Source organism: Micromonospora sp. NPDC048898, from assembly GCF_043198035.1.
Classification (GTDB): Bacteria; Actinomycetota; Actinomycetes; order Mycobacteriales; family Micromonosporaceae; genus Micromonospora.
Genome location: NZ_JBICUF010000011.1, coordinates 111,563 through 129,152, shown reverse-complemented (window position 1 = coordinate 129,152; position 17,590 = coordinate 111,563). Strand labels below are relative to the sequence as shown.

Annotated in this window: 17 protein-coding genes; 4 read left to right on the top strand and 13 right to left on the bottom strand. The window is 67.9% G+C overall.

Going from position 1 to position 17,590, the window contains the following annotated elements:
• Positions 1-8 precede the first annotated feature (8 nt).
• The 6 genes from ACGFIQ_RS25500 to ACGFIQ_RS25475 all read right to left on the bottom strand — a co-directional run bounded on the left by ACGFIQ_RS25500 (position 9) and on the right by ACGFIQ_RS25475 (position 5,715).
• A complete protein-coding gene (locus ACGFIQ_RS25500) occupies positions 9-1,229 on the bottom strand; it encodes a nitric oxide synthase oxygenase (protein ID WP_393247637.1) in 1,221 nt (406 codons plus the stop codon).
• The gene (locus ACGFIQ_RS25495; protein ID WP_393247635.1) at positions 1,226-2,392 is read right to left on the bottom strand and encodes a tryptophan 2,3-dioxygenase family protein; all 1,167 of its coding nucleotides are present in this window, start codon (positions 2,390-2,392) and stop codon (positions 1,226-1,228) included. The genes ACGFIQ_RS25500 and ACGFIQ_RS25495 overlap by 4 nt, the downstream gene beginning before the upstream one ends.
• A gap of 74 nt (positions 2,393-2,466) precedes the next feature.
• A complete protein-coding gene (locus ACGFIQ_RS25490; protein WP_393247800.1) occupies positions 2,467-3,507 on the bottom strand; it encodes an aminotransferase class V-fold PLP-dependent enzyme in 1,041 nt (346 codons plus the stop codon).
• Positions 3,508-3,632: 125 nt separating this feature from the next.
• On the bottom strand, positions 3,633-4,355 hold the full coding sequence (locus ACGFIQ_RS25485; protein WP_393247633.1) for a tryptophan 2,3-dioxygenase family protein: 723 nt from the start codon (positions 4,353-4,355) through the stop codon (positions 3,633-3,635).
• A gap of 80 nt (positions 4,356-4,435) precedes the next feature.
• Entirely contained in the window at positions 4,436-5,011 is a 576-nt protein-coding gene (locus ACGFIQ_RS25480; protein WP_393247631.1) for a hypothetical protein, read from the bottom strand.
• A gap of 497 nt (positions 5,012-5,508) precedes the next feature.
• A complete protein-coding gene (locus ACGFIQ_RS25475; protein WP_393247629.1) occupies positions 5,509-5,715 on the bottom strand; it encodes a hypothetical protein in 207 nt (68 codons plus the stop codon).
• A gap of 271 nt (positions 5,716-5,986) precedes the next feature.
• Between ACGFIQ_RS25475 and ACGFIQ_RS25470 the strand changes: the two genes are divergently transcribed.
• Entirely contained in the window at positions 5,987-6,085 is a 99-nt protein-coding gene (locus tag ACGFIQ_RS25470) for an LPXTG cell wall anchor domain-containing protein (RefSeq protein ID WP_393247627.1), read from the top strand.
• A 41-nt stretch (positions 6,086-6,126) separates the two neighbouring features.
• The gene (locus ACGFIQ_RS25465; protein ID WP_393247625.1) at positions 6,127-6,981 is read left to right on the top strand and encodes a hypothetical protein; all 855 of its coding nucleotides are present in this window, start codon (positions 6,127-6,129) and stop codon (positions 6,979-6,981) included.
• Positions 6,982-7,657: 676 nt separating this feature from the next.
• Here the strand turns inward: ACGFIQ_RS25465 and ACGFIQ_RS25460 are convergent.
• Complete coding sequence (locus tag ACGFIQ_RS25460) at positions 7,658-8,494, bottom strand: SAM-dependent methyltransferase (protein WP_393247623.1); 837 nt, start codon at positions 8,492-8,494, stop codon at positions 7,658-7,660.
• A gap of 243 nt (positions 8,495-8,737) precedes the next feature.
• Between ACGFIQ_RS25460 and ACGFIQ_RS25455 the strand changes: the two genes are divergently transcribed.
• Entirely contained in the window at positions 8,738-9,664 is a 927-nt protein-coding gene (locus ACGFIQ_RS25455) for a DUF6545 domain-containing protein (protein ID WP_393247621.1), read from the top strand.
• On the opposite strand, the gene ACGFIQ_RS25450 is transcribed toward ACGFIQ_RS25455, so the two are convergent.
• A complete protein-coding gene (locus ACGFIQ_RS25450) occupies positions 9,661-12,147 on the bottom strand; it encodes an EAL domain-containing protein (protein WP_393247619.1) in 2,487 nt (828 codons plus the stop codon). The two genes, ACGFIQ_RS25455 and ACGFIQ_RS25450, sit on opposite strands and share 4 nt — an antisense overlap.
• A 591-nt stretch (positions 12,148-12,738) precedes the next feature.
• On the opposite strand from ACGFIQ_RS25450, the gene ACGFIQ_RS25445 reads away from it, so the two are divergent.
• Complete coding sequence (locus ACGFIQ_RS25445; protein ID WP_393247617.1) at positions 12,739-13,056, top strand: helix-turn-helix domain-containing protein; 318 nt, start codon at positions 12,739-12,741, stop codon at positions 13,054-13,056.
• Between the two features lie 77 nt (positions 13,057-13,133).
• On the opposite strand, the gene ACGFIQ_RS25440 is transcribed toward ACGFIQ_RS25445, so the two are convergent.
• From ACGFIQ_RS25440 to ACGFIQ_RS25420, 5 genes are all read right to left on the bottom strand, one after another.
• Positions 13,134-13,832, bottom strand: coding sequence for a hypothetical protein (locus ACGFIQ_RS25440; RefSeq protein WP_393247615.1), 699 nt, complete (start codon positions 13,830-13,832; stop codon positions 13,134-13,136).
• 341 nt (positions 13,833-14,173) lie between these two features.
• Complete coding sequence (locus tag ACGFIQ_RS25435) at positions 14,174-14,413, bottom strand: hypothetical protein (protein WP_393247613.1); 240 nt, start codon at positions 14,411-14,413, stop codon at positions 14,174-14,176.
• 288 nt (positions 14,414-14,701) lie between these two features.
• On the bottom strand, positions 14,702-15,844 hold the full coding sequence (locus tag ACGFIQ_RS25430; protein ID WP_393247611.1) for a hypothetical protein: 1,143 nt from the start codon (positions 15,842-15,844) through the stop codon (positions 14,702-14,704).
• 28 nt (positions 15,845-15,872) lie between these two features.
• Positions 15,873-16,523: a hypothetical protein gene (locus ACGFIQ_RS25425; RefSeq protein WP_393247609.1), complete on the bottom strand. Its 651-nt coding sequence runs from the start codon at positions 16,521-16,523 to the stop codon at positions 15,873-15,875.
• 201 nt (positions 16,524-16,724) lie between these two features.
• Positions 16,725-17,585, bottom strand: a complete 861-nt coding sequence (locus ACGFIQ_RS25420; protein WP_393247607.1) for a methyltransferase domain-containing protein — start codon at positions 17,583-17,585, stop codon at positions 16,725-16,727.
• Positions 17,586-17,590: the final 5 nt, after the last annotated feature.

The window sequence follows — 17,590 nt, the reverse complement described above, 5'->3', positions numbered from 1 at the left end:
TGCTCCTCCTAGGTTCTTGCGGGACAAACGGCAGCGGCCGTGGAGGGAGCGGCGCGCTGGTGGTTGGGTTCGGCGACGGTTGCCGTCGAGCCCGTGTGGGGGGCCTTCAGACCGGTCCCGGCGGCGGGATCGGGGCAGAGGGCCGGCCGGGAGGCGGCCGGGCTGTAGTAGCGCTTCCAGGACGGGTCCTGTGGGGTCATGGGGTAGCTGTTCAACCAGGTCCAGTCGCCGACGACGGTGCGGCCGGCGGCCTCTTCGCGGCGGGCGAACCGCGCGAAGTGCTCGCTTTCTCGGTGATGGTCAGTGATCGTCACGCCGGCGCGGTCGTAGCTGTAGAGGACTGCCTCCTGGAGCACGAGCAAGGCTTTGTCGTGTCGCAGACGGTCGTTCTCGTCGAGCTTGAGGCTGTCGATGACGGCGGGTATCTGGTGGTATCGGTCGACGTCGGCAAAGTTGCGGGCGGCGATCTCGGAGCCCATGAAGAAGCCGTTGAACGGTGCGGGGTACTGAACGCCGCCGATTGAGAGCAGCATGTTGCTGATGAGGGGCACCGCCGGCCACCGCAGTCCGAGGTCGCCGATCCAGCGGTGCTGCGGGTGCTGGATCGGAACTTCGAGGATGTCGGCCGGGTCGACGGGTAGCACGTGTAGGTGGCCGTCGCCGGTGGCGACGATCCACGGCAGGATGTCGAACGGTCCGCGATCAGTTGGGCCGGGCCAGCCCAGGGCGGTAGCCAGGCGTGTGAGCGTGAGATTGGCGGGATCGCCGAGGATGTGTTCGCGATCGGTCCAGGCGGCGTAGCGCACGAGCTGCGGGTTGACGATTCGTACGGGCGTGGGGCCGCCTGCCGGGACGGGCGGGAAGATGGTGATGGTTGACCGGATGCGGCCTGCGTTGGTTGCGTGGTGCAGGTGGCGGACGAGTGCGCGCTGCACGGCGGTGACGTCGGTGGTGTGGCGGTGGTCGTGTACCTGCAGGCTCTGCCAGCGCAGTCGGCCGATGCAGCGGGCGGAGTTGCGCCACGCTACCCGGGCGCCGTAGGTCAATTCATGGGTGGTCTGCCGCCATGTGCCGGTGGTGGTGATCTGCGCGCGGACATCGCGCCAGCGTCGGGTGAACCCTGCTTGGCCGGTTTCACGGTGCAGCAGGCGGAGGAAGGCGTGCGCTTCGTCGAGGACGGAGTTCTGCGTCGTCGACGTAGCTGGGTTGGCGACGTCTGGGGTGTTCATCCGTCGACTCCGGCGTCCGGGTCGACAGGTGGGTGGTGGCGAAAGACCGGCTCGTTGCGGGCGTCGTGCAAGTAGGGGGTTCCTTGGGTGTAGCCGGTGCCGTTGCGCTGGGGTCCGAGGACGCGCACGGCGAGGCGGTAGTGGGTCTGGCGCCACTGGGTGATCGCTGCGGTGAACTCGCGCATCGCGGCGGTGAGGAAGGTGTCGCTGGAGGCTGGCTGCCGAGCCGCCGCCAGGGCGTCATCGAGGCTGACCTGGCCTTGCATGATTGCCGTGCGAACCTCGGGAACTGACAGGTACGCGGCAGAGTTCAGACGCTTGCCGTCTGGGGTGCGGCACAGCGATTCGAGCATCTTGTAGTGGCGGGACTGGATGGCGCTCGCGCCGTCGGTGTACGGGCGAAAGGCGTGGAACGCTTCGGGCTGGATCGTGGCCAGCAGCGGCCAGAGCGAAGCGCTCTCGCGCAGCAGTGACGCCGCTGCGGACAATCTGGTCGCGGCGTGCGGCATCCGGTCGGCCTGTACGGCGTTGATGATCTCGGTGAGGTCCGTCGCCAGTAACGCGAAGGTCGTCTCGAAAGCCTGCAAGACGCGAATGAACATCCACTCGTCGTGCATCGTGTGTACCGGCAGCATGCTGACCTGCAGGGCGCGTCGGTCCTCGGCGGTGAGGTCCACGTTGACGGCGGCGGTCAGGCGTCGCAGCTGAGCGATCTCCGAGGGGTCCGTCGTGTCGTCGACGAAGCTGAGGCGCCGCAGGGCTGGCATCACCGCACGGAGCGCGTGTCGCAGCCTTTTTGCTGCCACAGGCGGTGTCGGGCGCAGTTGTGGAAGCGGTGCCTGGTCGTCGTGGGCAGCTCGGAGCTCGAAGGCGATGAGGTCTGTCAGCAGGATCGCGTGGAGGCGGTCGCGGTTGGCGAGCTGTTGCGCTGCCGGGCCCGGGCCCGGGCCCTGGCTGGGGTCGGGAATCGGCAGGAGAGCCAACCCGAGGTATGAGCGGTAGTCGAAGGTGCCGTCGATCTTGTCGAGCGTGCCGGAGAGGAACGCGGACAGGTAGGTGGTGCTGGGGCCGTTGAGCTGCGGGAGCCGGTCCCTGGCGGCGATCAGCGCTTGTGTCCATTCGTGGGGGACGAAGTGCTTGCCGTAGTGCTGGTAGGCGGTCACGACCGCGTCGAAGGGGAAACGGTCGGCCGAGGGGCGGCGCTGCGCCAGCCACCACTGCAGGGGCTGCACGCTGGTCACCGTGATGCTCCGATCGGCGTCCCGCTGCGGGATTTGATTCGGTACTTGGCGATGGCGTCGCAGAGCGCGTCGATGTCGCCCGCGTTGGTGTAGGCGTGCACGGCGAGGCGTACAACGCCGCGGCGGGGGGCGACGGCGATGCCGTGGTCCTCAAGCCAGGCCGCCATCGCCCATGCGTGTGGCTCCCTCAATGCAAGGTGGGCGCCGCGCTCGTCCACGCTGCGCGCCAGGTCCACGATCTCGCCTTGCCGTGTGAGCCGGTCGGCGGCGCAGGCCAGGAGCCGTTGGGTGTGTTCACGGACCGCGGTCAGGTCCAGGTCTTCGATCAGCGACAGCCCAGCGACTGCGGCGTACGCCGCGGCGACCGAGGGTGTGCCGGTCTCGAGGCGGCGGGCGTGCGCCGGGAAGTCGAGCCGCATCGCGTCAAAGGCGTGCGGGTCGATGCGGCCGAGCCAGCCGGTCAGGGCCGGGGCGGGTCCGTTGGGGTGGCGCGCGTACAGGAACGCGATTCCCGGAAGGCCCAGCAGATACTTGCCGGTGCCGGCCATCAGGTAGTCGCAGCGCAGCGCGTCGACGTGCAATGGCATGACGCCGGCGGCCTGGTAGGCGTCGACGATCACCGCGGCGCCGGCGGCGTGGGCGGCGTCTGCGATGCGTCGGATGTCCAGGCGGGTCGCGTCTAGATGGGTGACGGCGGGCACGGAGACCAGCGCGGTGTCGGTGGTGATGGCGCGCAGGTAGTCAGTGGAGCTGACCCGGCCGGCGCGGGGGCCGCACCAGCGCACTCGCGCTCCTCGGTTCTCCTGGGCCAGCCATACGTGCGCGACGCCGGGGAATTCGGCCGTCGTGCTCAGCAGCTCGCGGCGGCGCCGCCAGCGCAGGCTGGACACCGCTTGGTGAGCGGCGACGCTGACGTTAGGCAGGATCGCAACCTGGTCGACCTCGGCGCCGATGAGTCTGGCGAATCGCCGCCGGGCCTCGGTCACCTGTTCCTCGGCGGCGCTCCAGAAGCCGGGACGGGACAGGTCGTCCAACATCGCGGCCAGCGCCTGATCCATCGCGGTGCTGCGCGGGCCGATGCTGCACGCGGCCAGGTGCACCGTCTGCTCCAGGCTCGGAAATCGGCCGCGGATGCCCGCCGGGATCCCGGCGGCTGCGGCGCTCACTGCTGGGCCTGCCTGCTCTGGCGACCGCGAGGGCTGGATTCGGTCAGCTCGGTGCGCGCCTCCCACAGGGCCGCGAAGTGGCGATGCGAGATGAACCGGGTGAGGCTGTCGACTGGGGTGTTGCGGGTGCCCAGCACGCCGTGGCCGATGATGCGGGTCGCGATGGTGTAGTGCTGGGTGCGCCACAGCGCGATCTGCTCGTCGAGAGACACGAGCGCTTCGGCGAGCCGGTACAGCGGGTCGGATGGCTGTCCGCGGTAGAGGTCGATCGGGGTGAGGTCGAGTGAGGCCAGGAGCCGGCTCAGCGCGATGTCGAGTTCGGTGGTGGCCTGACGCAGCAGTTTCCAGCCAGGCGATTCGAAACCGGAGCCGTTGCCGAGTTCGCCGCGGAAGGACGCGAACTGCATCGGGTGCAGGTGCCGCAGGATGTCAAGTTGGTGGGTGACCAGCCGCAGGCTCTGCGCCGCCCGCTGGACAAGCAACTCGGCCGCGCCGGGGTGCTCGTCGGCGATGTGGGCGAGCGCGCGCGTCAACTCGTCGTAGATCAGCTTGAACCACAGTTCCGAGGACTGGTGGACGACCTGAAACAGCAGCTCGTCGGGGTGCGCCCCCTCGCTGGTGCTGCGTTGCAGGGAGAGCAGTACGTCGGTACGCATGTAGCGGGCGTAGTCGGTCGCTGCGCTGCCGGGCAGCACTGCCGGCAGGGGTGTCGTGGACAAGGGTGGTCCTCCGCGTGGATCGGTTCGGTTACGCCGCGGCCCGGAGGGGATGCTGAATGGGTTCGGCGTGAGGTGGGGGGTCAGGCGCGTAGCGCGGACAGCGCCGACGCGGCCACGCGGGACGTCGGCTCTACCAGGGCGGGGTCCGGGGTGGCGTTGAGGCGCAGCGGCGCGGCCGTCAGCGTGAGGTAGAGGTTGGCGTCGTAGGTGACGATGTGGCTTCCGGCCGCGTCGGTGTACTGGTAGGCGCCAGCGCCCAGGGACGCGAGGTCCCGAACGGATTCGGTCTCGGCATGAACGCGGCGCAGTCCCTCGTACATGACCCGCCCGGCCTCCGGCGCCCCGATGGTGGCCGCCACGGTCACGACGACGCCTCGGGGCAGTTGCCCGAGCGTTGCCGTGCACCTCAGCTCGGTGGTGGCACCGACCGGACGGCTCTGGTGCTGTTGCTGTCCCACTGGGCCGAACAGTTCGCTCAGCGGCCGGAAATCCAGCACCGGGCACAGCGCGCCAACGCTTCGGTAGGTTGCTGGCGGGCCGGTGGATGTCCCAGCGGTGCCGAACCCGGCGGTGGACGACGCCACCGGTGCGGTCCCGGACGTGTCGTCGGCCTCCGAGCATCCGTTCAGCGCCAGTGCCGCAAGGCCGAGGAGCACGGCAAGAGCCGCCGCAGTTCGGCGAACGGGCAGGCTCCCGCGGTGCCCTGCGTCATGGGCAGAGGGCATCAGCGCGAGAGTTCTCTGCCGTTCTCGGCTGCCCCTCATGCCAGAGATGGATTGATTTGCTCGACCGTTCATTCGGCAGCACCTAACTGGGGGCGCGGCGCATCAACCCACCGCGATATGGCGGCGAGCCCGAACCCCTGCCTCTCCCCCGTTGTCGAGGACTGGGTTGTTCGGCATCGAATCCACCACAGCACCTTTGTGTGTGTCTACCAATGCGACTACACCTAGCCGGATACCAAAGACCCACATCGGCCAGTCGCAACCCTGCTGAGCTGCACAAACAGTAGCTATAAAGGTAGATCGCGGACTTGGTGAAGCTGGTGCCCCGGTGGTGGAAACGCTAGCGTCCAATCCGCCATTGGATGCGGCGGCAGGACGCACGACCGCCGACCAACACCATGCAACACGGGGAGGTAATAGATCGTGAGTCAACCTGAATCGCAGGTGCGGCAACGCCTAGCGGCATTGGCGGCTTCGGCGTTCGCCCTTGCGACGATCGGCGCATTTTCCGCGTCACCGGCGAGGGCGGAGATAAGCCCTTCGAGTTCGGCGAGCGCGACGGCCAGCCCTGACAAGCCGAAGCCGCAACGGTCCACCGTCGAGGCGGAGCCCTCAACGTCGAAGCCGACACCCACGAGTGCTCCCGACCCGACCGATCCTCCGCCGGATCCCGACCCCACCGCTCCCCTGCCCGATCCCACCACCGCGCCGCCGGAGCCCGATCCGAGCACTCCACCGCCCGACGCCCCGCCCGCGCCGGAACCAACCCGGGCAAGTCCTCGGCCGTCGAGCGGTGCGCCAGTTGGAGGGCAGACTCCGCAGCAGCTAGGCGGGGGTGCCACCGACCGTGGCGACAGCCCGAGCAACGCCAGCGGTACCGCGGAATCATCGGCGCCGTCGCTCCCGGTGACCGGCGGGAGTATCGCTCCGATCGCCGCCACGGGGGGCGCGGCCCTCATCGCCGGCGTCGCGCTGCTGCTGGCCAGTCGCCGCAAGCCACGATGAGCACAAGCCGGCCCAGCTGACGCGGGCGGAAGGAGCAGCCAGTGACGACGCAGCACCCGGACCGGGCGGTCTGGCCATCCTCGATCGAGGACGTCCCCGCCACCGCGCCCGGCCGGGCGCCTGCGGTCGAACCCGTTCGCCGCACCACTGCCCCACCTGACAGCGGCATCCGCACCGGCACGCAACCCGCTGGCTCCGACCAGCTGCGGTCCTTGGCGTCCGATAATAGAAGCGGCCGACGGAGGCGATGGGCGCGCGGACCTACGGCGCTCGCTCTGGCGGCCCTGCTCACGGGCGCGTCCATCGGATTCGGCCTGCACTACACGGTCGTGCCACCGCCACGTCACACACCGACGGCTACGGCGCCCACCGCATCAGCTGGCGCAGCGTTCGCGCAGCGCCAAGCAGCGGTCAACCGAGCCAGTCTGCCGACGCCCGGCATCGCGGACTTCGCCGGCCCTTGGCTCGCCACGATCGGCGGGTGTTCCGTCGATGCCATCAGCGAAACGCAGCGCGGCAACGGTGAGACGACTCGAACCCGCTGCACGGCAGGCATCGTCACCAGTTACTGGATCACGTACCGCAACCTCGCCGACCGGGAGGCCGCAGAGGCCCGATACCGCAGTCAGGCGGCGAACGCAGCCACCCTGGCGCCGGGTGCGGCGCCGCCGACGCAGCAGAGCACCGCTGCCGGCCGCCCCGTGCAGTACATCGAGTACGCCTACCGAATCCCCACCGGCGACCGCGCGGGACAGGTCGTGGTCGCCATCTGGTGGAGCGACCCCACGAAGCCCATCGCTGGGGTCTTCACCTGCTACTGGGCTGAGCTGGCATCCTCGTGGCTGCCACTACGTGACCTGTGGGCACAGGCCGCCACGACGCCCGTTCAGCGGTAGCCAGCCAGTGCGGGCAGCCGTCCGGCGGCGATCTCCTCGACGGCGTGATGCACCTCCGCCGCCGGTACGACGACCTCTCGGCCCGCCCACGGCACAGGAAGTGTCGCCTGCCCGCACTGCGCACACCACGATCCCGCCTGCCAGACCTGCCATGCACGGCCAGCCAGCGTGCTCCTGCGGCGGCTACTCGACCGAGCCAGTGCGAGAACCGCCGCAGGAGCACCCACCAAACCGACGAGACCCATCATCAGGGCGCTTGCAGCACGGTCAGCTGCCGGCGCCGCGACAACGCCGTACGTCAGCAGGCACAGCAACCCGCCGCAGATCAACGCCACCACCATGGGCCGGCGGGGTGACCGCGGCTGGACCGGCGGTCGCAGGAGGTCTGCCAGCCCTGTGGTCGACGTCGTCGCGCTGCGGCCCCGAACCACCAGAACTCGCGGTGCCAACATGGTGGTGCGGGTGTGGGCCGTCCTGATCCCTGCGGCGTAGACCGAAGCCAAATGGCGCCGACCGCCGGTGGCACCACAACACGGGCTAGCGACACGAGATGACATATCCCGAGTATGAACGCCTGCACCGACAAAGCGATGACCAGCGCTACAGCGTCCCACCCTCACGCCCTGTCCCGGCACTGGATGTGGCGTTCTCTGTGGTCAATCGAGCAGCCCGGCTATCAGGCTCGGATCCCCACGCCCCCCACCATCGGAGACTTCTCGGGCGCACTCGCGTACGGGTCAGATCCATCCCCGAGGGGTCGCCATTCGGGGAGCCGTGCCAAGCCCGGTTCCAACAGCGAGAAGCCCCCGAAGAGCGAGGCGATCTCCTCTGGGGACCGGAGGGTGATCTCGATGTCGGCCCGCCTGCGGTACACCTCCTTCGCGACCTCCACGGAGTCCTCGCCGTGGGTGTCTACCACCACGTGGCTGAGGTGAGAGATCGCGATGGCGCTCCCGGGGACAAGACGATCTCGTAGCGGTGCGACGACAGCTTCGACCTGCGACGGGGAGACCTGCTGGAGGACCGCGAAGTACAGCAGCGCGGCCGGCTGATCTAGATCGAACAGCGTCGCGAGGTCCCCCTCCGCGAGGGCATCGAGAACGGAATCTGGTCGCGTGAAGTCACCCTCGACCGCCCTACAGTAGGGGTTATCGGCCAGGATTTCGTTGGACGCGACAATCGCGACGGGGTCGATGTCGACATACAGAACGCGTGCCGTCGGGTCTACACGTTGAACGATCTGGTGGACGTTGCCCTGGGTAGGAATTCCCGAGCCGAGGTCAATGAACTGCCGGATTCCCCGCTCCGCTAGCACCTGAACCACTCGGCCGAGGAACTGCCGGTTCGACAACGCGATATCGGCGCTCTCCGGCACCACCCGCTGAAGCTCCTGCGCGGCCGCACGGTCAGCTGGGAAGTTGTGCTTGCCACCCAGCAGGTAGTCGTACATCCGGGCCACGGTGGCCCGCCCTCCGGCAGATGATGACTTCTGGCCTGTCTCGTCGCTCACCATGCGCCGCTCCCCGTTCCGTACAAGACGGCGCATCCCGCCGTCCTGTGACCTCCATTACGGACCGGAAGCCTAGCGGCCAGGCCATAGTGGCGTGACGGCAGGCGACGGCGTCCAAGGGGGTCCAAAACCCGGCGGTCGCCGCTACACTCCGATCTTTGGTCACACACGGGCAGTCACAGTGTCAGGAGGTCCACAGTGTGGTGGAGACGGGCACGCGTCGCTGGGCGTCTACACCGAGCCGGAGTGCCCGACCCACCGCAGCCCTACACCGTCGAGGCGTGGTGCGAGGCGATAGCCGCAGCCCGAGGACGCCCGATCCGGATCAGCTCCGCCGAGCTACAAGCAGATTGGCCGCCGGGGTTCTTCTTCAACAGCGCCGAAGCTGACTACATCGTCACTGACGTCAGACTGCCATCGCTGACTCGAATACAGACCATTCTTCATGAGCTTGCCCATCTGCTCCTGGGGCACCGAGGCAACGCGCTGCACGGCGACATCGACCCTTCCGCAGAGGCTGACGCCGAAATTGCCGCAGACATCCTGTCACGCCAGCTCGCCCGAGCAGCCAATGCCGCGCATCGAGTGTCGACACCGCAGGAGGCGAAGCTAACCGACCTGAACTGGCGCACTCGGGATTGGATGAACGACCGCTGGGATGACTGGCAGCTGGAACTGCTCTGGGTCAAGCTGAGGACAGCGGTCCCGGACGCGCCGCTCATCCTCGTTCCGCACGACGATGAGCCCGCGCCGGCGCTGGGCGGCAGCCGCCGCACCTACCGTCGGGTCGTAGAGGTTCACGAACAGCTGCGTCGATTGCGGCCGTGGTACTCGGAGGACGTTCGCTTGAGCGCCCTGCGACGGGCAGAGAGATGCGGCCCGTCGGAAGCAGCGGCCGTTGCGGAGGCAGCAGTCATCGCAGTCGCGCTTCGGCGCCGAAAAGCCGGTGCGCCCCCCGCAGGCGGAAGCTTCGTACTGCCTCAGCGCGGCTCGGGACACCTGGACATCCGCGAGGAAACGCGCCGCCTTGCCCAGGTGTCCCGCGCGCTTCATCAATCTCCCCTGGTCCACGCCGAGCTTGCGCGATGGGGCACCGCGACCAGAGACGGCGGACTTCGCCGGCATGTCGCGTCGCCGGACAAGGACCGCCAACGTTGGTGGTTCGCCGCCTAACCGGCCCCAGCGCGCCCGGTCTGTCGGCCGCCGCAAGGTTTGGTGATGCCTCCGCACCGGTGCCGTCCTAGCCGCGCCGTGTGAACGTCCAGGGCCGCCTGCTTGAACCGGGGCTGCCGGCTGATGTTGTCACGGAACTCGCTCGGGAACGTCTCGTCACCGAACAACGGGCCCGCCCCCAGCGAGCACCCGAGCTGCAGGAGCTGCCGGCGGTGCTGCTCATCGACGACACCTGGAACGACCACGCTCATGTCCAGATCCCTACCGAGGTCCACCGCCGCCCGAATAGTGGACCGGGCAGTGCTCCACCCGCCGTCCAGGGCGTAGGCGGCATGTACGGAAACGAAGTCGAACTCTGCGGCGCTTAAGAGCTCAAGGCTCCGGTCGCCGCTACCGAACTCGTGCAACATGAACCGCACGCCGCAGCGCCGAAGGTCGCGGTAGGCGTCGAGGTCCTGAATACCTTCTGACGGTGCGATCGCCAATACCAACGTCGTGGGCGGCGCGCCATACGTCCCGAGCAGATTCCGGACAGCCTGGACGAGCTTCGCGTTGACCGACCGACCGGGCACGGGGATGACCAACCCTGCGCGCGGCAGCTTGGGCCGCCAGGTTTGGGCGGCAGCCAGCGACCGCGTCAGCGTGGTCTGCGTCAGGGCATCCAGCGCTTCCTGGTCGTCGATCAGTTGATAGACGTATTCGTCTGCCGAGAGCACTTCGTAGGGAGAGTAGAGCCACCGAGGAAGTGCCTGCGCCAACACGATAGCTCCCGATGCGAGGTCAACAATCGGCCTGAACGAGATCGACATTCGGGAATTCCGAAGCTCCGCGCCGAGCGTGAGCGAGCCAGGATGTTCGGTCGTGGCGACAAGAAGATCGCGCCCTTGCTGCACCGATCGCCACATCCGCATCTCGGCTAGCTTCAGAAGTTCCTCAGCGTCTGCCCGGGACCCGGAAACCATGCCTGCGCTGGCTCGCACCGCTACGCTATGGCCGCCATCTTGCACCTCTCGACGAAGGTTGGAAACTGCCCAGCATGCCCGCTCATAGGCCGTGGCTTCGGAGCACCCCCAGACCGCAACCCCGAACTCATGATCACCGATTCTGCCGACCGCCGCTTGATGTTCGCGGAACGACCTCTCAAGACGCTGCGCCAGCTTGGCCAAGACACTGTCGGCGCAATCCCGACCTATCGCTTCGCTGATGAACTTGAAGTTTTCGAGGCCGATGGCGATGAGGTGACAAGAGTCAGCGCCCTCAGCCGCTGTGACTCGCCGTGTAAACGCCACCCTGTTCGACAGGCCAGTGACGGCATCTTGAGTTGCGGCAAGCGCATGGCCGGCCGATTCCTCGGTCAACCGCTGATATGCGAACGCGATGTCTACGCTCGTCGAGATCGCCGACGCCAGGGCGCGCATGGTCGAGCGCTCGCGAGGCGTTAACACATCACGGGGTCCTTGCAGGTAAATCCGCAGCACTCCATGCACGCCGGCGGCCTCCGCGCCGACCTCTTGGACGATCGATGGCGGGCCCACGCCATCGAGTCTGGGTGCCCCCGACGCTGCACCGTCGTACACGACCAGAGCGTCGCCGTCGGCTCGAACCAGCCTTCTAGACGCCCCGACCTCTACCTCCGCCGCGCGGGCGCCGAAGAGGTCGACTGCACCCCGAGCCGCCGTACGCAGAACCTCGTCGAACTCGCGAGTAGTCAACGCATCGATCAACGCAGCCAGCTTCTCCCAAACTCGGCGCTCCTCACGCAACTTAAGCCGAAGCGACAGGACACCATGTAGCACAAGCATGGCGACAGGAAGGATGATGAGCGCCCTTTTGTCGAGACTGATCAGCATTACCGCGACGCCCGATATCACCGCCTCCGTTACACCCACTATCAGCCTCATTTGCCACATGTATCGCAACATCGCCTTGAACTTGCGACTTGTGGAAAGACATACTGCCGTCGTGGTCGCCAACTCGTCCAATAGCCAGATGACGAGCGCCGCACTGGCGATTGCGAGCAGACAGCGCTGAATCGAAAGGTCAACGTCAACAGCTCTATCAAACGCGGGCTGAATGCCGTAGAGCGACATGACCAAAACGGCAAGCATCGCCGCCACAATATCCTTGCTGATGTTGTGGACAGCCTTATGCACGCTCGCCGTCCGGGGATATCTCGTCAGCACCTTTGCAGCGGACGCACCGACGGCTACACAGACGATGACCCACGGCGCCGGCAGTGCCGAAGCACACACAAGGCACGCCGTAGGAGTCAGCGTTATTCTCATGGGGATTCGCGCAGGGAGTGGCGCAGAGAAGATCGCCCCGACCGCTATCAGCGATGCGCCCGTCAGAACGTAGACGACATGGTGTTGCGCTGGCTCGCTCAGATGGAAGAGCGCCCATCCCAAGCCAGCCAGCGCCATTACCACCAGCGTCGCAGTAAACAAAGCCAACGCGACACTATTTCTGCGGAGCGCGTCCATTTATACCCCGTGGCTAGCCGGCCCCCCAGCCTTCAAGTCGCTCACAGTAGCAGATTGGTGACGTCAGCTCCACTCAAGCCCTTTACGCATGTCCCCTCCCTCCGCATCAGCACCTACGCGGTTGGCCGAATGTATTCACCGAGTTAGCCGAGTTTCAATGCAAAAGTGTCTTTTTGCCCATCCACAGCACACATCGGCACCCAACGATCGCGCAATGTGCACACGTGACTGCGCAGCGGGCATGGACCGCCACCGCGCGCGAGTCGAGAACAACGCCGAGTTCGCGCCCGACACGTCGCGACAACCATAGGCGACGCACCAGACACTCCCCGTGAGCGATCTTCGGCCTGAATGACGCACCCACGCCAAATCGACCACAGTCGGGCGAGCTCGTCGACTGTGCGACCAGCGACGCCCGAGCGCTCACTTCGAGACCAGTCCACACTCGTGCGCATCTGGTCCCGTCGACTTCTGCTCGCCACGCCGCCCGCGTTCCTGGTAGATGAAATTACCACGCGTGTCGAGTCAGCCTCGTCGAACTGCGGTCCACACCCTTGCTGGAACGCATCGCCGGCTAAGCGAGGGGTGGAAGTGGCGCGGAGCCACGGTGAATCGGCGCCGAAGACGTACGTCCGGGACGGTCATTGGCCGGAGGCAGTCCTGCAGGCCGATGCCCCTGCCAGCGCCCACTATGCCCAAGAGGTCGCGCGTCGGCTGGCAGTCGCGATGCGGCGACGGCCCATCAGCAACCGGGAGCTGGCCAAGCTGGCAGGGGTGAGCCATCCCACCATCGGCTCGGTTTTGAACGGTGACCGTTACGCCGATCTTCGAACCCTCGCCAATCTTGAAATGGCTCTCCAAAGCGACTTGTACCCGCCGGGGATGTATCGACGGCTGGATGCACGCTGAGGAAGGAACCTGCGACCTGAGCGCTACCTCGAGTCCGATCGATGTTGCTCGGTGGGCAGGGGCCGGTCAGTAGCTGCCTACCTCAGGTTTTGGGTGGAAGGTGATTGGGTGTCGTTGGCTGCGTAGCCGCGGGCGAGGATCAGCACGCAGGAGAACAGGCCCGACCGTGCGCCGGCCACTTGCTCCTGCGCGGAGAGGATTTCTCCGGTGCCGGGGTTGATGATGAGCTGCGTCGTGGAGCCGTCCGCGGTCACCGTGAAGCCGAGCCCGGTCCGTCCAGCGAAGTCTGTTTGCTCGCCTTGATAGGCGATGTTCGGTACGGCCGCGAGGACGCGCAGAGTGGTCCGGCGCTGATCCTGGTTCAGGTATTGATGGGTAGCGAGGCCGATGACACCGTGGACGAGGATTCGCGGGTAGGCCGGCTCCCCGGCCAGCTCGCGTGGGGCCAGCACGCTGGCGAGCACGGTGGCGTCGGTGGGCAGCGGTTCCGCAACGTACGCCTTGAGGTCGCCCGCTAGGTATGGGGTGATCGTCTTTCGGGCTGATGCGAAGCGGTCGCGCTCGGCCTGGGTCGGGCGGTGGGCGAGGCCAGGCACGTCGGGAAGCCGGCGGGTCACCTCGCGGCCGGAGTCGTCGGCGTCGCGGCGCCAGCGCTGGAGGTCGATGCGGGCGATCTTCTTCGTGACGCGGGTCCACGACTGGGTGTGCACGTAGGTGTAGGGCAGGCCAGTGGCGGCGTCGGCGGGTGTACTGCCGACGTTCCCCGCGAGGGTCATCAGGCGTTCGTGCGGGGTGAGGCCGGGATCGGTGGCGGCCGCCGGAGGTGTTGTGGTGCTCTGCTGCCGTGGTGTTCTGGACGCAGATTGCGGGTGGGTCTGCCCAGCGGGGGTACTTGATTGGCAGGCAGTGAGCAGGACTCCGAGAGCGCTCGCAGTCACCAGGAGGGCAAGACTAGTCCGTCGGGGCATGGGCATCGTGGTGATGATTCCTCGCTGGAGGTAAGTGGTCAGAGGACTGGCGCAGGCCCGCCTCGGCGTTGACGCGGCCCCGCGTTGGTGTGGTCGGTCGGACGCGAGGGCGCGAAGGTCGCTCGGTCTGTTTCGTTGGCCTGTAGGGGCTAGGTGGCACAGCGGAGCAGCCTGGTGAGGGCCTGTTGGCCGCGGTCGGTGAGCATGGCCGTCAGGGAACGCTGGCGCGGCACCTCCCGCAGGTGCCCATTGGCGAGCAGCACGTTGAAGGTGTCGCGGACGGTGCCTTCGGAAACGCTGTTCACCGTGTCGGCTAGCTCCCGCACGGTCCACGTCCGCGTGGGGTCGTCGAGCAGCGTCGTGTAGATGCGGCGCCGCCTGTCCGCCATCGACTCGTCACCGGAACGACTGCCTCTCACCATCCGGTCAGATCTGCCCGCCGCGTAGGACCGGATAGCGGTCACCGGGCGATGGCCTGGACCTGACGGGCGTGTCGCAGGTCGGCAGGTCGGCGGCTCGGGTGAGGTCAGGACCCGCTGCCCGGCGCTGACCTGGACTCGGTCGAGTTGGTCGCGCAACAGCCGGGTGCGAGTTCTGCGTGCTGCCATGCGCCGTTGCTGCCCCGCCGGCCGACGGGTCGGTGCCGTCGGTCGCAGCGGTGTGGCTGGTGTCGTCGGTCATGCTGACGGGCTCCTATCGGTGAGTGCGGTCTGAAGATCGTGTGAGGGGTCGTCGGTTCCGACCGGATGGGCGTGGCCTTGGTCAACACAACCGGCGCGCATGCGGGCGAGTTCGTGGCGCAGGCGCGGGCCGTCGCGGTGACCTGGGTGCGCGGCATGGTGGTCGGCGGCGGTGCGGGCAAGGAGTTGACGCGCTTGGATGCAGCGCCCGTCCTGATAGAGGACGAGGGCGAGGGCCGCTTGGGCGGCAAGGGTGCGTAGCGCCCGAGTGCCTTCGGCCTTGCTGTGGTGGCGGATGAGCTCGCCGTAGCAGTTCGCGGCGTCGGTGAGGTTGCCGGTCCGGCAGTGTGCGATGGCGAGGATCCGCAGGGCCGAGTCGGTTTCCGGCGAGGAGGTGCCGAGCAGGCGGTACAGGCTGCGGTGCGCCCACCCGGCCCAGGGCAGCGCGGTGCTGGGGTCAGCGTGGACGACGGTCAACTCCGCGAGCAGTGCGGCGGCGAGCGCGGTGGCGACGTCCAAGGCGCCGACGTCGTCGGAGGGATCGGTGAGCAGCAGCCCGGTGTGCAGGACCTGAATGGCGCGCGCGTGCTCACCGTGATCAGCGCGGGCCCGGGCGTAAGTGAGGCGTTGTGCCATGGACATCCGCGGTCCGACGAGCTGGCGCGGGTGAGACCGCCACGTCATGTGCAGATCGGTGTGATCAGCCCCGACCGCGACACGGTGCAGGCCACCGGGGGCATACGCGGCGGCGAATTCGGTCTTGCCGGGGGGCACGAGGTGCGGGGCACGGTGGAGCACCGCCTGGGCGACCGCGTCGCGCAGCGCCTGCGCCGGGACGGGTGCCCGTCCGCAGGATGGCATGCACAGGTAGACCTGCGGGCCTTTAGGGAGGTGCACCAGGATCATGCGGTTGGCGCAGAGATGGCAGGCCGTCAGCCCTGGCGGGACCGGGGCGGATGGCACCGCTCGTGCCCGTGCCACCCATTCGTCGATGGTGCGCCGTGACACGCCGCATTCGCTGGCGACCTCCTTGACCGCAGGACGCAGGCCGTGCTCGGCGGCACGCGTCAGCGTCGCGGCCACCGCCTTGGTGACGAGCGCCGGCGTCCACGGAGCAACTGGCAGGGACCGCGTCGGCATGGTGCATTCCCCTTTGTTGACCAGGTCGCTATGCGGCCAGTGAGGTGGCCGGTACCGGCCATGACGGCGTGAGCTGCGTGCAGACGGCGCGGTGGTTTTCGCTGGCCGGCGTTCGCGTGATGTCGCTGATGTGGGTGCGAAGAGGGTCGCCGATCGTCAGGTAGCGAGCGGCGATGGTCGCGGCGACCCTGAGGCAGCGTTGCGAGATGTCGGGTGATCCGCAGTCGTGGTAGAGGCACGCGAGCTGGGTGAGCGCTTTCAGGGTGACGGGTGCTTCGGGTCCGTGGCGGCGATCGGCGGTGGTGTAGACGTCGGCGAGGTCCCGGATTGCTTTCTCACACCGGCCGATGCGGTGGTGGGCGGCTGCCAGGCCGGCGCGGGCGTGCAGGGTCCGCTCGTGGCTGGCGCCGAGTTCGGTGGTGGCGAGGTCGACCAGGTCGCCGTAGGTGGCGGCGGCCTGGTCGGCCTGTCCGGTCAACGCGGCAAGGGGTGCCAGCAGCATCGCCGCGTCGAGTTGCTCGGCTGCGGACGTGCCGTGGTGGGCGAGCGTGCGGGCGTAGACGGCCCATTGGTAGGCGTCCGTGAGGTCGCCGAGCGTCTGCCGCGCTGCGGCGTGGTCGATCGCCGCGCGCGCGGGCGTCTGGCGTGCTCCGCGCGCCGGTTGATGGGTTCGGGGCATCGGCGTCCGCGTTGGCATGTCCGTTCTGGCTCCCGATCATGTTCGGCATTAGGCAGGGGTGGGTCTGCGGGGTTGGTGTGGCCGGCGACGGCAGTGGGGGCTGGTCGCCGCCGGCCACGTCGGTCGCCGCCGCCTCCCCTTGATGGGCGGGCGACCATTGGTCGATGTTTGGCGGGGAGCTGCTGCCGCCTGACTCGCCGGTCAAGTGCCGGTCGCGTCGGTGTGCGTGACACGGCAGCCCGGCGATGGGGTCTCGTCCTCGGCAGCGCTGGCGGTCGGGGGGGCTTGGGCGATGGTGGAGGTGAACTGGTAGGAGCGCAGCACCACCATCGGGTCGGCCATCAGCTCGGCGAAACGATCGAGGTCTTCGGCCGTCGCGCCGTCGTGAAGGAGTTGGTCTGTCAGCTGGTGGACGTTGTCGGCGTAGAGCTGGCAGCCGGGGCCGCCGCCAGTCCAGGTGCGGGCGGTGGTGCGGGCGTGCACGTGGTTCATCCCGGAATGCAGCAGCAGGGAGGCGGCCCTGTCGCCCCAGTGCAGGTCGACGCTCTGGCTGGCGAGGAGGTCGAGGACGCGGTGCACAACGGTGGCGAGGAGTTCCGCGTCTTCGGGGGAGGGGGCGCGGTGCACCCACATCTGGGCGTCGACGATGTCGCCGAGGACGAGCCATCCGCCCGGCTTCAGTAGGGAGATCATCTCGTCGAGCAGGTCGGTTCGGTTGGCAAGCGGCGCCAGCGCGCAGCGCGCGTTGATCAGGTCGAACGGCGCGGTTTCGGCGGGTAGTTGCAGCCCGTGGCGCAGGTCGCGTTCGTAGACGTGGACGATCGCGGTGGGGTCGAGCAGTTTCGCGTCGCTGTCTAGGGCGACGACGCAACCCGACGGTCCGACCAGGCCGGCGAGGTGGCGCGTGAGCGAACCGGCTCCAGCGCCGACATCGAGAGCTCGCTGCCCGGTGTGGACTCCGATGCGCGCGAATTCACGTGTCGTGATCGGGTCGAACACCTTCGTGGGGTCTCGGGGCGGCGTGCTGCTGCGTATCTGGTTGCGGTGGTGGGTGGACGTCATCGGTT